At 61.9% G+C, this 13,036-nt stretch carries 14 protein-coding genes; 10 read left to right on the forward strand and 4 right to left on the reverse strand.

What is annotated here, in order from left to right:
- Positions 1–167 precede the first annotated feature (167 nt).
- A complete protein-coding gene (gene purQ / locus FKV68_RS10115) occupies positions 168–839 on the forward strand; it encodes a phosphoribosylformylglycinamidine synthase subunit PurQ (RefSeq protein ID WP_180941344.1) in 672 nt (223 codons plus the stop codon).
- Between the two features lie 55 nt (positions 840–894).
- Complete coding sequence (locus FKV68_RS10120) at positions 895–1,302, forward strand: hypothetical protein (RefSeq protein ID WP_180941345.1); 408 nt, start codon at positions 895–897, stop codon at positions 1,300–1,302.
- 139 nt (positions 1,303–1,441) lie between these two features.
- On the opposite strand, the gene FKV68_RS10125 is transcribed toward FKV68_RS10120, so the two are convergent.
- Both FKV68_RS10125 and FKV68_RS10130 read right to left on the reverse strand, forming a co-directional pair.
- On the reverse strand, positions 1,442–1,738 hold the full coding sequence (locus FKV68_RS10125; RefSeq protein WP_180941346.1) for a DUF1330 domain-containing protein: 297 nt from the start codon (positions 1,736–1,738) through the stop codon (positions 1,442–1,444).
- Positions 1,739–1,850: 112 nt separating this feature from the next.
- On the reverse strand, positions 1,851–2,111 hold the full coding sequence (locus FKV68_RS10130) for a DUF1127 domain-containing protein (RefSeq protein ID WP_180941347.1): 261 nt from the start codon (positions 2,109–2,111) through the stop codon (positions 1,851–1,853).
- Between the two features lie 90 nt (positions 2,112–2,201).
- Here FKV68_RS10130 and FKV68_RS10135 point away from each other — a divergent pair, with 90 nt between their 5' ends.
- The 8 genes from FKV68_RS10135 to FKV68_RS10170 all read left to right on the forward strand — a co-directional run bounded on the left by FKV68_RS10135 (position 2,202) and on the right by FKV68_RS10170 (position 11,159).
- Positions 2,202–3,620, forward strand: coding sequence for an aminotransferase-like domain-containing protein (locus tag FKV68_RS10135; protein WP_180941348.1), 1,419 nt, complete (start codon positions 2,202–2,204; stop codon positions 3,618–3,620).
- Positions 3,621–3,707: 87 nt separating this feature from the next.
- Positions 3,708–4,301 (forward strand): acyloxyacyl hydrolase, encoded by a 594-nt coding sequence (locus FKV68_RS10140; RefSeq protein WP_180941349.1) that lies wholly within the window; start codon positions 3,708–3,710, stop codon positions 4,299–4,301.
- Between the two features lie 240 nt (positions 4,302–4,541).
- Positions 4,542–6,773, forward strand: coding sequence for a phosphoribosylformylglycinamidine synthase subunit PurL (gene purL, locus FKV68_RS10145; protein WP_180941350.1), 2,232 nt, complete (start codon positions 4,542–4,544; stop codon positions 6,771–6,773).
- 350 nt (positions 6,774–7,123) lie between these two features.
- Positions 7,124–7,357 carry a BolA family protein gene (locus tag FKV68_RS10150; RefSeq protein ID WP_180941351.1) on the forward strand — a complete coding sequence of 78 codons (234 nt, stop codon included), beginning with the start codon at positions 7,124–7,126 and terminating at the stop codon, positions 7,355–7,357.
- A gap of 6 nt (positions 7,358–7,363) precedes the next feature.
- Positions 7,364–7,609 carry a hypothetical protein gene (locus FKV68_RS10155; RefSeq protein WP_180941352.1) on the forward strand — a complete coding sequence of 82 codons (246 nt, stop codon included), beginning with the start codon at positions 7,364–7,366 and terminating at the stop codon, positions 7,607–7,609.
- 134 nt (positions 7,610–7,743) lie between these two features.
- Entirely contained in the window at positions 7,744–8,079 is a 336-nt protein-coding gene (gene grxD, locus FKV68_RS10160) for a Grx4 family monothiol glutaredoxin (RefSeq protein ID WP_153440927.1), read from the forward strand.
- A gap of 444 nt (positions 8,080–8,523) precedes the next feature.
- Positions 8,524–9,762, forward strand: a complete 1,239-nt coding sequence (locus FKV68_RS10165; RefSeq protein WP_180941353.1) for a multidrug effflux MFS transporter — start codon at positions 8,524–8,526, stop codon at positions 9,760–9,762.
- Between the two features lie 86 nt (positions 9,763–9,848).
- The gene (locus tag FKV68_RS10170; RefSeq protein WP_180941354.1) at positions 9,849–11,159 is read left to right on the forward strand and encodes a multidrug effflux MFS transporter; all 1,311 of its coding nucleotides are present in this window, start codon (positions 9,849–9,851) and stop codon (positions 11,157–11,159) included.
- A gap of 63 nt (positions 11,160–11,222) precedes the next feature.
- On the opposite strand, the gene FKV68_RS10175 is transcribed toward FKV68_RS10170, so the two are convergent.
- Positions 11,223–12,047, reverse strand: coding sequence for an inositol monophosphatase family protein (locus tag FKV68_RS10175; protein ID WP_180941355.1), 825 nt, complete (start codon positions 12,045–12,047; stop codon positions 11,223–11,225).
- Positions 12,044–12,934 (reverse strand): tRNA 2-thiocytidine(32) synthetase TtcA, encoded by an 891-nt coding sequence (gene ttcA / locus FKV68_RS10180; RefSeq protein ID WP_180941356.1) that lies wholly within the window; start codon positions 12,932–12,934, stop codon positions 12,044–12,046. The genes FKV68_RS10175 and ttcA overlap by 4 nt, the downstream gene beginning before the upstream one ends.
- Positions 12,935–13,036: the final 102 nt, after the last annotated feature.

The following is a 13,036-nucleotide window of genomic DNA, read 5'->3' on the forward strand; positions in this document are numbered from 1 at the left end:
TGCCTCTTTAGATCGACCTCGATTTAAGGACAAAGGCACGCAGTAATTCAAAGTGCTACCGCGACCCTTGCGCGCCCGATGAGACGCGCGGCGCTGTAGGTCCACTGCGCATTGAAACCGCCTCGACCTGCTCAGGCGCCGAGGCCAAGGCAAGGTATGAACGTCCCATGAAGTCTGCCGTCGTCCAGCTCCCCGGTCTCAACCGCGATCGCGACATGATCGCGGCGCTCACCAAGATCTCCGGCCATAAGCCTGTGACCGTTTGGCAGACGGAAACGGAAATTCCGGATGTCGACCTGATCGTCATACCCGGTGGCTTTTCCTATGGCGACTATCTGCGCTGCGGTGCAATCGCCGCGCGCATGCCGGTGATGCAGGCGATCAAGGCCAAGGCCGATCAAGGCGTCAAGGTTCTCGGCGTCTGCAACGGCTTCCAGATCTTGCTTGAAGCGGGCCTCTTGCCCGGCGCCCTGATGCGCAATGCTTCGCTGAAGTTCGTCTGCCGCGAGGTGAAGCTCGAAGTGGTCAACGCCGACACGTATTTCACGCGCGCCTATTCGAAGGGACAGGTCATCCGCAGCCCTGTTGCCCATCATGACGGCAACTATTTCGCCGATGCAGAGACACTGAAGGCGATCGAGGGCAGCGGTCAGGTCGTGTTCCGTTACGCCGAAGGCACCAATCCGAACGGATCGATCAACGACATTGCCGGCGTCATGAATGCGAAGGGCAACGTGCTCGGGATGATGCCGCATCCGGAAAACCTGATCGAGGCGGCACATGGCGGCTCGGACGGACGCGGGATCTTCGCCTCCGCCCTCGACGTAATCGCTGCTTAACCATCGCGCTGATAGAAGACGGCCTCCCGCCACCGCCCGACGATCGAGACCGCCGATGCCTTCATTTTCCTCCGCACGCCTCACCGTGCTTGCCTGCGCCGTCGCGAGCTTCACGCTTGTCGCCGGTTGCCAATCGAATCGTCCGGCGACGCCGTCGGCGAGTTCCGCCGCGTTGCCGACTATGGAGCGCGTGGCGCTCGGCGCCAATGGTTGCTGGTTCAAATCGGGCGACCCGGCCTTCAAGGCCTATCGCCTCGCACCGGAGCTCAACTCCTTCTCGGGCCGTCCGCGCATCCTGATCGTGCCGCGCAAGTCGCCCGAGGCGCGTCCGCTCGCGGTTATCCAGGCTGAAGGGCACCCTGCCCGCCTCCAGGCTTTCGGTCCGCTCCTCAGCGAGTCGGTGGGCACGCGCATAACGACGGATGTGCGCCGTTGGGCGGCCGGCGATGAGGGCTGCAGTTGATCGTGGGCCGTCGGGCTCCCGCTTCAAGGACCTGAGGCTAAGGCGCGTCGCGTTTAAACGGGCTCATGCGACGCGCATTAGGTCCCTGTTTTCATGCATGTCGTTGTCCCAAAACCGCTGCACCTTTGCGCGATACGCATCAGGGACTGTCGTAACCTTCGACGATTGCCAGATCCATCTCCGACTTGCCCTGCCTCAGCGCCATCGCTTTAGCATATTCGGGCGAACGATAGCACTCCAGCGCCGCGCTGTAGGTGGGGAACTCGATCAAGACAATGCGCGAGCGCATCTTTCCCTCGGGTGTCTCGCGCTGACCACCGCGGGCGAGAAAGCGTGCACCGTACTTTCGAAAGGCATTCGCATTCTCGGCAATGTAGGCCTTGTACCCCTCTGGGTCAGTAACATCGACGGAGGCCACCCAGTATCCTTTCGCCATCGCTCTTCTCCCATTCCCCAAGGAAACATGCAGCAGACCGTGTGGGGAGGAACAATACCATCCCCGCGGCCCTGGCAACATATGCCGCCGGAGAGCGAGAACCGAGTATCGCCTACAAGAGTCGCGAGCGCCAGAATGGTACGGCTGCCTCGCGCCGTGCTTCCTCTTCCGTCACGCCGATATCGTCGAGTTGGTACTTGCTCAGTTCATCAAGCGCCAGGCGACTGCGCCTCATCGCGGCCAGTGCGCAATATCGGCGCCAGAGCCGCGAGAACACATTTCGTGCCGGGCCCTGATGCTCGCAGGCGAAGTTTGCGTTGCGGGGCGCCACCGCCCGCGGTCGCAAGGATTGAATCGCAACGATTGTATTCATTGTAAACATTGTCCATTGCCATTGTATCTATTTAGCTATTGCCTAGAGATAATTGACACGGATTTCGATGCAATATAGACAATTGTCACTATGACAACTTGGTTGCCCGATATACAGCAGGGTCAAGGCCCCCTCTACGCCCGGATCGCTGACCAGATCGAACAGGCGATCGGCAGCGGGGACTTGCCTGTGGGGACGAAGCTGCCGCCGCAGCGCAATCTTGCCTTCGACATAGGCGTGACGATCGGGACGATCGGCCGGGCCTACAATATTGTCCGCGAACGGGGACTCGTCAGCGGCGAGGTCGGCCGCGGCACGTATGTCCTTGATCACCCGGAAAGCCGCCCACCCGAACAGGCCGATCCTCTGACGACCTCGTTGGCCGGAACGCGGCCGATCAATGCGCCGCCGGGCAAGTTGCGGTTCGACAGCACGGCGGCGCCCGATGTCGGCCAGGGTGACATTCTGGCGAAATTGCTGGGTGACATCAGCCGCGAGCACCACGCGGACATTGCGAGTTATGCCCGCAATTTCCCCGACGACTGGTTCGAGGCGGGGTGCCAATGGCTCGCGCGCGGCAATTTCCGACCGGAACCCGATCGCATCGTGCCGACGCTCGGCGCCCATGCCGCCGTCATTGCGGTGATCTCCGCCGTCACCTCTCCTGGTGACCGGATCGCGTTCGAAACATTGACCTATTCGCAGGTCAGCCGCAGCGCAGGCCTGGTCGGCCGCAGGACGGCACTGGTAGAAAGCGACGAATTCGGCCTCGTCCCGGACGATTTCGAACGCGTCTGCGCCCAGCAGCATCCGAAACTTGTCTTCCTCATGCCGAGCGCCCAGAACCCGACGGTCGCCGTCATGCCGCTGGACAGGCGTCTGGCCGTCGCAGAGATCGCGCGAAAGTACGGCGTCTGGCTCGTCGAGGATGAAGTCTATGGTTCGATGACGGGCGATCGGGTGCCGTTGCTGGCGGAATTGGCACCGGAGCGAACATTCCTCGTTGGCGGCCTGTCGAAGTCCGTCGCCGCCGGCGTGCGTGGCGGTTGGGTCGCCTGCCCGCCGAACTTCAGCCAGCGCATCCGCATCGCGCACAAGATGGTGAGCGGCGGCCTTCCCTTCATTCTCGCCGAGCTTTGCGCGCGCTTGGTTCTGTCCGGCGCCGCATCCGCCTTGCGCAACCGCGCCGTCGCGGAAATCACCGCGCGTGAAACGATGGCGCGCGAAATCTTCTCGGGACTCGAATTCAATTCCCATCCGAGGGTGCCCTTCCTCTGGCTGAAGCTGCCGGATCCCTGGCTATCGGGAACCTTCAAGCAGGCGGCGCTGCAGGAGGGCGTGCTCGTCGACGACGAGGACGAGTTCAAGGCGGGGCGCGCCGAGCGCGCCTTTCACCGCATCCGCGTCGGCTTTTCTTCACCGCCCGAGCGGTCCGAAGTACAGAGAGGATTTCAGGTCCTGCGGCGGCTGCTCGACAGCGGCCGCACCGGCTACGACAGCTTCGATTGAAGTCAATTTTTGGAGGTGACTTTCGCGCAAGCCACGGCAATCTATTGCTGTGCTGCGTAAAATTGATTCGGTTGAAGGATTTTTTGCATGGCGCATCCACGCTCGTTCGCAGGTCAGGGCAAGTCTTTCCATTTCGCGGTCGCCCTGCTCTTCTCGACCGGGCTGGCGGCGGGCGCATCCCAGGCGAAAGCGGCAGAAGGCATTTTCGATGAGATGCGCTTCGGTGCCACCACCTCGATCGGCAACGGAGACAATCACGAGAGCGGCGTCTTCCCGTCCTTCACGATCTTCTTTGATCCCCTCGGAGCCGACAGCGCCGCCGGCATTGCGGAAAAGATCCTGCGGCCGCGTATTCACGCCGGCGCGTCGATCGCAACCTCCTCCAGCGGCGTCAATGAGGTCTATGGCGGTTTCAGTTGGGATGCCGATCTCACTGAACGGCTTTTTGTCGAACTTGGCGTAGGTGCCACCGTTCACGATGGTGACTTGCACGATGACGGCACGAGCGGACCGAAGCTCGGCTGCCGTCTGCTGTTTCGCGAGTACGCGGCTGCCGGCTATCGCTTCGACGATCATTGGAATCTCTCGGCAACGCTTGAGCATGCCTCGAATGCCGATCTTTGCAACGGCCCCAATGACGGCCTGACGCGTGCAGGCGTAATGCTCGGCTACAAATTTTGATGCTAGGAACTTTGCGCCGTCGCCCGCGGATGCACGCTCCGGCGCCCTGTTGATCGACCTTATTTTTCTGTCGCGCCGCGCCGCAGCATAGGCTAAAGAAGCCGCAAAGCGCCCCCTGCAGTGCCGCGCGTCCTTATCAGACGCGCAAAGGTCGCTGTAGCAGTTGTGTCTGTTGCGGTTCGCACGCGCCGTATCCCTAATGGAAGGGTTGCGCGCCGCCCGAAGGATTGACGGTCGACGATGACGATTTCCAACACCCGCCCCATCACCCCGGATCTTATCGCCTCGCACGGGCTGAAGCCCGATGAATACGAGCGCATCCTGAGCCTGATCGGGCGCGAGCCGACCTTCACCGAACTCGGCATTTTCTCGGCGATGTGGAACGAGCACTGCTCCTACAAGTCTTCGAAGAAGTGGCTGCGGACACTTCCGACCAAGGGGCCGCGCGTCATTCAAGGACCGGGCGAAAACGCCGGCGTTGTCGACATCGATGATGGCGACTGTGTTGTCTTCAAGATGGAGAGCCATAACCACCCCTCCTATATCGAACCCTACCAGGGGGCTGCGACCGGCGTCGGCGGCATCCTGCGCGACGTCTTCACCATGGGCGCACGTCCGATCGCAGCAATGAACGCGCTGCGCTTCGGCTCGCCGGATCACCCCAAGACCCGCCATCTGGTGTCCGGCGTTGTGGCCGGTGTTGGCGGCTACGGCAACTCCTTCGGCGTCCCGACCGTCGGCGGCGAGGTTGAATTCGACGCGCGTTACAATGGCAACATTCTCGTCAACGCCTTCGCCGCCGGTCTCGCGAAGAGCGATGCGATCTTCTATTCGAAGGCGGAAGGCGTCGGCCTGCCCGTTGTTTATCTCGGCGCCAAGACCGGCCGAGACGGCGTCGGCGGCGCGACCATGGCGTCGGCCGAATTCGACGAGTCGATCGAGGAGAAACGCCCGACCGTGCAGGTCGGCGATCCCTTTACCGAAAAATGCCTGCTCGAAGCCTGTCTCGAACTGATGCAGACGGGCGCCGTGATCGCGATCCAGGACATGGGCGCGGCAGGCCTTACCTGCTCGGCGGTCGAGATGGGCGCCAAGGGAGACCTCGGCATCGAACTCGAACTCGACAAGGTGCCTGTGCGCGAGGAGCGCATGACGGCCTACGAGATGATGCTTTCGGAAAGCCAGGAGCGCATGCTGATGGTGCTGCGCCCCGAAAAGGAAGAAGAAGCCAAGGCGATCTTCGTCAAGTGGGGCCTCGATTTCGCAATCGTCGGCAAGACCACGGACGACCTGCGCTTCCGCATCCTGCATCAGGGCGAGGAAGTGGCAAATCTTCCGATCAAGGAACTCGGCGACCAGGCGCCGGAATACGATCGTCCGTGGACGCCGGCAACGACCGCCTCGCCGCTCGCCACCAACGACATTCCGCAGGCGGACGTCGCCGAAGCGCTTCTCAAGCTTGTCGGCTCTGCCAACAATTCGTCGCGCCGCTGGGTTTACGAGCAATATGACACGCTGATCCAGGGCAATTCGCTGCAGCGCCCGGGTGGCGACGCCGGCGTTGTCCGCGTCGAAGGCCATGAGACGAAGGCGCTCGCTTTCTCCTCCGACGTCACGCCGCGTTATGTCGAGGCGGATCCGTTCGAGGGCGGCAAGCAGGCCGTCGCCGAGTGCTGGCGCAACCTCACGGCAACCGGCGCGCTGCCGCTCGCCGCTACCGACAACCTCAATTTCGGCAACCCCGAGCGGCCGGAAATCATGAGCCAGTTCGTCCATGCAATCAAAGGCATCGGCGAAGCCTGCCGCGCGCTCGATTTCCCGATCGTTTCGGGCAACGTGTCGCTCTACAACGAGACCAACCGCCAGGCGATCCTTCCGACCCCGACGATCGGCGGCGTCGGTCTCATCAAGGACTGGTCGAAGATGGCGCGCATCGGCTTTGCCGCGGCGGACGAGATCATCCTGCTCGCCGGTGCGCCGGAAGGCTGGGGTACCCATATCGCCCAATCGGTCTACATGCGCGACATCCATGGCCGCACCGACGGTCCGGCGCCGCATGTCGATCTCACGCATGAACGCAAGGTGGGCGATTTCGTCCGCAGCCTGATCGAGGACGGATTGGTTACGGCCGTGCATGACTGCTCCTCGGGCGGCCTGGCGCTTGCCGTGGCGGAAATGGCGATCGCCTCGGGCGTCGGCGCGACGGTCGAGGCATCCACGGGACGCGATCCCATCCCGGTGTTCTACGGCGAGGACCAGGGCCGCTACGTGCTGACCGTCGCTGCCGGCAACGCCGAGGCGGTCGCGGCGCGGGCAAATGCCGCTGGCGTTTCCTTGCCTGTCATCGGCAGGACAGGCGGCACTGCGGTCAAGCTCGGCGACGCGAAGGCAGTTTCCATCGGCGAATTGCGCACCGCCCATGAAGCTTGGTTCCCCGAGTTCATGGCCGGTGAAATGGCGCCCGAGAACTGAGGGCCTGTCCAAGGCGGGAAGAATTTCCGGACGCGCCATGTTCGATTGGAGCGATCTGAAACATCTCCTCGCCGGTGTGCGCGGGGGCTCCACGGTCGCCGCAGCACGCGTCTCAACGTCAATCAAACGGCGGTGGCCCGCCGCCTGAGGCCCTGGAACGCGGCCTTTGTCTTTCTCTTTGTCCGGCACCCTGCGGCGGCATTGCCGCGGCCGGCTTCTGCATATTTGCAGACCGCGCAGGGTTCTGTGTGCAAGCAATTCAGCATTTGCTTTCCGCACCTGAATCGTGGTTCCCTGAAGCGATGAAAGGCGCCGGCAGCGGTGCAGAATAAAAAGGGAGTTGGCGTATCATGCCCATGACACCAGGCGACATCGAAGACTTGATCAAGGCCGGAATCCCCGGTGCAAAGGTCACGATCCGCGATTTGGCCGGTGACGGCGACCACTATGCCGCCGAAGTCGTGGCCGAAGCGTTTCGCGGCAAGACTCGCGTGCAGCAGCACCAGATGGTCTACAACGCATTGAAGGGCAATATGGGTGGCGTGCTTCACGCGCTCGCCCTCCAGACCAGCGCGCCGGAGTGAGTTTAAATGGCGGATCTGATCAAGGAACTCGTCAGCGGTGTCGTTGACAGTGCGCTGAAGGAGATCCTGAAGAAGACCGGCACGAGGCGTACCGCGACGAAGCGGACGAGGCGCCGGACCAGGAAGGCCAGTGCGGGCGGCGGTCTGCTCGCCGAGATCATCGAAGCTGCGGTCCGCAAACCAGCGAAGAAACAGGTGAGCCGTCGCCGCACGGCCGCCGCGAGGAGCAAGCTGCGCCGCCGCTCCTCGTAGCGAGTGGTATCAAAGCCGCATTTTGAGGACCATCAATATTTGTTGCGATTGGGTGGTGAAAATCACACGCACGCATGCTATCTAAGCCCCAATCGACATCCGGTCCTTGAAGCCGGCGCAGGAAGGAAGACAAAATGAGCGGAATTCACGATTTCATCGACAACGAAGTCAAGACGAACGACGTCGTTCTCTTCATGAAGGGCACGCCGCAGTTTCCGCAGTGTGGCTTCTCCGGCCAGGTTGTCCAGATCCTCGATTATATCGGCGTCGACTACAAGGGCATCAATGTGCTTGCCGATGCGGATCTTCGCCAGGGCATCAAGGACTATTCCAATTGGCCGACTATTCCGCAGCTTTATGTGAAGGGCGAATTTGTCGGCGGCTGCGACATCGTCCGCGAGATGTTCCAGGCCGGTGAATTGCAGTCGCATCTTCAGGGACAGGGTATTTCGGTGAAGGGTGCCGCCTGACCCGGAAGGAATCTTTCCAAATATCGGGAAAGGCGGGCGACCGCCTTTTTTGATTCTGAAGCTATATTTCGACTGTCTAATTTCTAATGTGCTTCTTGAGTGACTGGCAATTTCCGGTTGCGGGGGAGCCTTCTCGATAGCCTGGTATAAGCTGCCCGCGAGGGCACCTTTTTATTCAAGGGCATAAGAAAGCGGATACCGCTTTGCCCGGACCTCCGCTCGCCGCCGGTTCTGACGAGTGAGCGCGTCCTACCTCCACACCTGACGTGGCGATCGGCATTCGCCGGGCGCCAGTCTGTTCGGGACCTCCGACCGTATCGTTCGGGCCGGGCGCGGCCGGCTTCAGATGCGGAAATTCAACGCGTTGCAGCCCTCCCCGCACTCGGGGAGCAAATAGTTTCAAGACCCGATTGCCATGCCCCGGCCATCAGCAGGACAAATGACATGACGAGGCCCATTGATCAGACCGCCACCCTCTCGGGACTGACGAAGTTCCAGTTCATCGCGCTGATGGCGATGCTGATGTCGATCAACGCGATCTCAATCGACATCATGCTGCCGGGGCTGCAGGAGATCGGCGCCAGCCTCGGCGTTGCCGACGAGAACCGTCGGCAATATGTCATCACGGCCTATCTGATTGGCATGGGCTTCGCGCAGCTGTTCTTTGGCCCGCTTTCCGATCGGCTTGGGCGTAAGGCGCCGCTGTTGGCCGGTCTTGCAATCTACGGCCTCTGTGCGCTTGCGATCGCATTCGTGCCGACGTTCAGCGCGCTGCTCGCCTTGCGTTTTGCGCAGGGCGTCGGCGCTGCGGCGACCCGCGTGATCACGGTTTCGGTCGTGCGGGATGTTTACGGCGGTCGACAGATGGCAGAGATCATGTCCCTCGTGATGATGGTGTTCATGATCGTTCCGGTAATTGCGCCGAGCGTTGGGCAATTGATCATGATTTTTGCGGAGTGGCACATGATCTTCGTCGTCATTGCGCTCTTCGCCGTGGCCGTTGCGGCGCCGGTGGTCTTGCGTCTCCGCGAGACATTGGCTCCGGCCAACCGGCGCCCTTTCACCGCTTCGGCGATACTGAACGGTTTCCGTGTCGTGCTGACGAACCGGCTCGCTCTTTGCTACACGCTGGCGACGTCCGTGTTGCTTGGAGCCCTTTTCGGCTTCGTCAATTCGGCGCAACAAATTCTCGTTGGCATCTACGGGCTCGGTATCTGGTTTCCCGCCGTCTTCGCAGCCTTCGCCGGGATGATGGCGGTCGCCTCCTTTACCAACTCGCGGCTTGTCCAGCGGTTCGGCATGCGGGCGCTCTCACATGCGGCGCTTATCGGTTTCACGCTGGCGAGCTTCGTCCTGATGTCCCTTTCGCTGATCGGGCCGATGCCGCTGGCGCTCTTCATGATCCTCTACGCGGGTGTGATGTTCCAGTTCGGCCTGATCGCCGCGAACTTCAACGCGATGGCGATGGAACCGCTCGGTCATGTGGCCGGAACCGCGTCGTCCGTGCTGGGCTTCACCCAGACGATCGGCGGCGGGGTGATTGGCGCGTTCATCGGCCAGGCCTTCGACGATACCGTGACGCCCCTTGCAGTCGGATGCTTCACCGTCGCCATTTTCGCCCTCGCCTTCGTGCTGATCGCGGAGGGTGGTCGGCTCTTCAAACCACACCATCCGGCCGGTTAACCCGAAACGCGGCATGGGGGCGTCACCCGCCTCCATGGCTGACGCGCCGATCTTTCCTCCCAAGCTCAGATTACGGTTATTCGACAATGTCCTCCGTCTCAGAACGATCTTCCATTTCCAAGCACGCCGAGCACGTCGACGGGGTTTCGGGCGCGGCACGCATCCATATGGGGCTCGCCGAGTTCATCGTGACGATCGCGCTCATGACCGCCAGCGTGGCGCTTGCGATCGACAGCATGCTGCCCGCCCTTCAGAGCATTGGTCAATCGTTCGATGTTGCAAATCCGAACGACGCGCAGCTCGTCATCGGCATCTTCCTGCTCGGATTCGGCCTCTCGCAGATCTTCTTCGGCAGCCTCTCCGACGCCTTCGGGCGGCGCATCGTGCTGCTCGGCGGCCTTGCGTTCTTCACGCTCACCTCATTCACCGCGTCACAGGCCACGAGTTTCGAAGCGCTGCTTGTGATGCGTTTCGTCCAAGGGATCGGTGCAGCCGCCATCCGCATCACGACGATGGCAATCGTGCGCGATTGTTTCGGTGGCCGCGAGATGGCACGAGTCATGTCTTACGTGATGATCGTCTTCATGATCATTCCGATCGTCGCTCCGTCCCTCGGCCAGCTTGTGGTCGTCTCCGCAACCTGGCACTGGATCTTCATCCTGATAGGCGGCATCGGCGCAGTGCTCTTCATCTGGGCGCTTACCCGGATGAAGGAGTCCCTGCCGCCAGAGGAGCGTCTGCCGCTTTCGGTCGGCGCCGTCCTCTCCGGATTCCGCACGGTACTGACGAACCGCATAACCTGCGGCTATATGATCGGGCTTACGCTCTTTTCCGCCGTGATCTGTGCCTATGTCGTCAGCGTTCAGCAGGTCTTCGGAGAGGTCTACGGTCTTGGCGACTGGCTGCCGATCGCCTTTGCAGGGACCGCGGGCGGCATTGCAGTTGCCAATTTCGCCAACGGCTTCTTCGTCCGCAGCTTCGGGATGCGCCGCATCTCACATGCAGCGATGATCCTCTTCACGTCGCTGGCGTCGATCGGTTTCGTGCTGTCGCTCGCCGGCACGCCCGCCTTCGCCATCAGCTATCTGCTGTTTTCGATACTGCTGATGTTCTTCGCCGCCATCGCGACGAACTTCACAGCCATCAGTCTTGAGCCGATGGGGCATCTCGCAGGGACGGCGACCGCGATTACCGGCTTCGTGTCGACCACGGGCGGGACACTACTCGGCGCCGGCGTTGGCCAGCTCTTCAACGGCACGCTGCAGCCGTTGTTCGGTGGGTTCGCGCTGTTCGGCCTACTCACCATTCTCGCTACGCTCTGGGCGGAGAACGGCAAGCTCTTCACGCATCCGGGTGACAAGGACGTGGGGCACGACCACGGCGGCGGCAACATGTAAACGAAGAGGCCCACCCGGAGCGTCCGGGCGGGCCTTTTCTTTTGAGAAACCTGCGAATCCTGCTCAGACGGTGAAAACCTCGCGACGCAACACGTCCCAGCTTTCCTTGTCGGTTGCCAGAAGCAGGCCGCCGTTCGTGTGGGCGGGCAGATAGCGCGAGCCATCGAAGCGCGCTGCATAGGCGCCCGCCTCTTCGGCGATCAGCGTGCCGGCCAAGTGGTCCCACGGCATCAGCTTCTGGTACATCAGGAAATGCAGATGGCCGCCGGCAAAGATCCGATATTCATGGGCGGCGCAGCGATAGCTGGTAGCGATCCTGACCTTGGCCAGATTGCCCATGACGATCCGGCGGTCGTCTTCCTTGTAGAAACCGGTCGAAGCGCCGCCGACCATGGCCTCGAGCGGCACGCCAGCGGTCACTGCCAGTTTCTCTTGCGATCCGTCTGGCCGGCAGAGCCAGGCGCCCGCCCCCTTCTCGGCAATGACCCAATCGTTGCCGAGCGGATCGTAGATGATCCCGGCGACGGTCTCGCCCTTGGCGACCACGCTTGCCATCACGCCAAAGAGCGGCAGGCCAGCCGCGAAATTGAAGGTGCCGTCGATCGGATCGACAACGACCGCCAAATTGGCACCGGCGAGCTTGTCGAGAAGCGCCGGGTCAGCGGCGACCGATTCCTCGCCGATGAAGACGGCGCCGGGCGCGATCGTGTCGATCCTGGCCTTGATGAGCCTTTCCGCGGCTTCGTCGCCCTCGGTGACGAGATCGATCGCCTCCGACTTCATCCGCACATCGCCCGAGCCAAGATTGCGGAAACGCGGCAGGATTTCCTTGACCGCCGCCTCCTGCAGAAGGTTGGCAAGCGCGGCGATGTCGACGGAATGGCTCATTCTTTGGGCTCCGGAGCAAGGGATTGGAAATCGAAAAGTTTTAGATCAAGCAAGTGCGACGGGTTCACATGGCCAAGCGCGCGCAACATCGTGTCCTTGCGGCCGGGCATGCGCCGCTCGATGTCGGCAAGCATCGCCTTCATCGCATTGCGTTCGAGGCCGTCCTGCGAACCGCAGAGATCGCAGGGGATGATCGGAAATTCCATGGCCGCCGCAAACTTTGCGAGATCGTCTTCCGCCGCATAGGCAAGCGGCCTCAACACCATGAGATCGCCTTCGTCGTTGAGAAGCTTGGCCGGCATCGAGGCAAGGCGCCCGCCGTGAAAGAGGTTCATGAAGAAGGTTTCGAGGATGTCCTCGCGATGATGACCGAGGACCAGGGCATCACACCCCTCCTCCCGCGCGATGCGATAGAGGTTGCCGCGTCTCAGCCGCGAGCAGAGCGAGCAGTAGGTCGCGCCAGTCGGCACTTTTTCCTTAACGATGGAATAGGTGTCGCGGTACTCGATGCGGTGCTTGACGCCAATCGAGGTCAGGTATTCCGGCAGGATATGCTTCGGGAAGTTCGGCTGACCCTGATCGAGGTTGCAGGCGATGAGTTCGACCGGCAGTAGTCCTCGCCACTGCAGGTCCATCAGCAGGGCCAGCAGGCTGTAGCTGTCCTTGCCGCCGGAAAGGCCGACCAGCCAGCGCCTCGCGCCCCTCAGCATGCCGAAATCGTCGAGCGCCTGGCGCGTTTGCCGCAACAGCCGCTTGCGAAGCTTGTTGAAGGACACGGACGACGGCATCCGGGCAAAAAGCGGATGGGCGTCGGCATCGAGGCCAGCGTCTTCCTCATCTACGATGATGTTCATCCCATCGTGCTGTGACGATCGTGCGAGTTCCATGGCGATAGTCTCGGATTAGGCGGGCGGCAACGGCAGCGCCCCGGTGCATCAACCAGCACTTGCCCTGTCCGGCGCTGGAGATCAAGGGGAAACGGTCTGGAA

It is taken from the genome of Sinorhizobium mexicanum, from assembly GCF_013488225.1.
Classification (GTDB): domain Bacteria; phylum Pseudomonadota; class Alphaproteobacteria; order Rhizobiales; family Rhizobiaceae; genus Sinorhizobium; species Sinorhizobium mexicanum.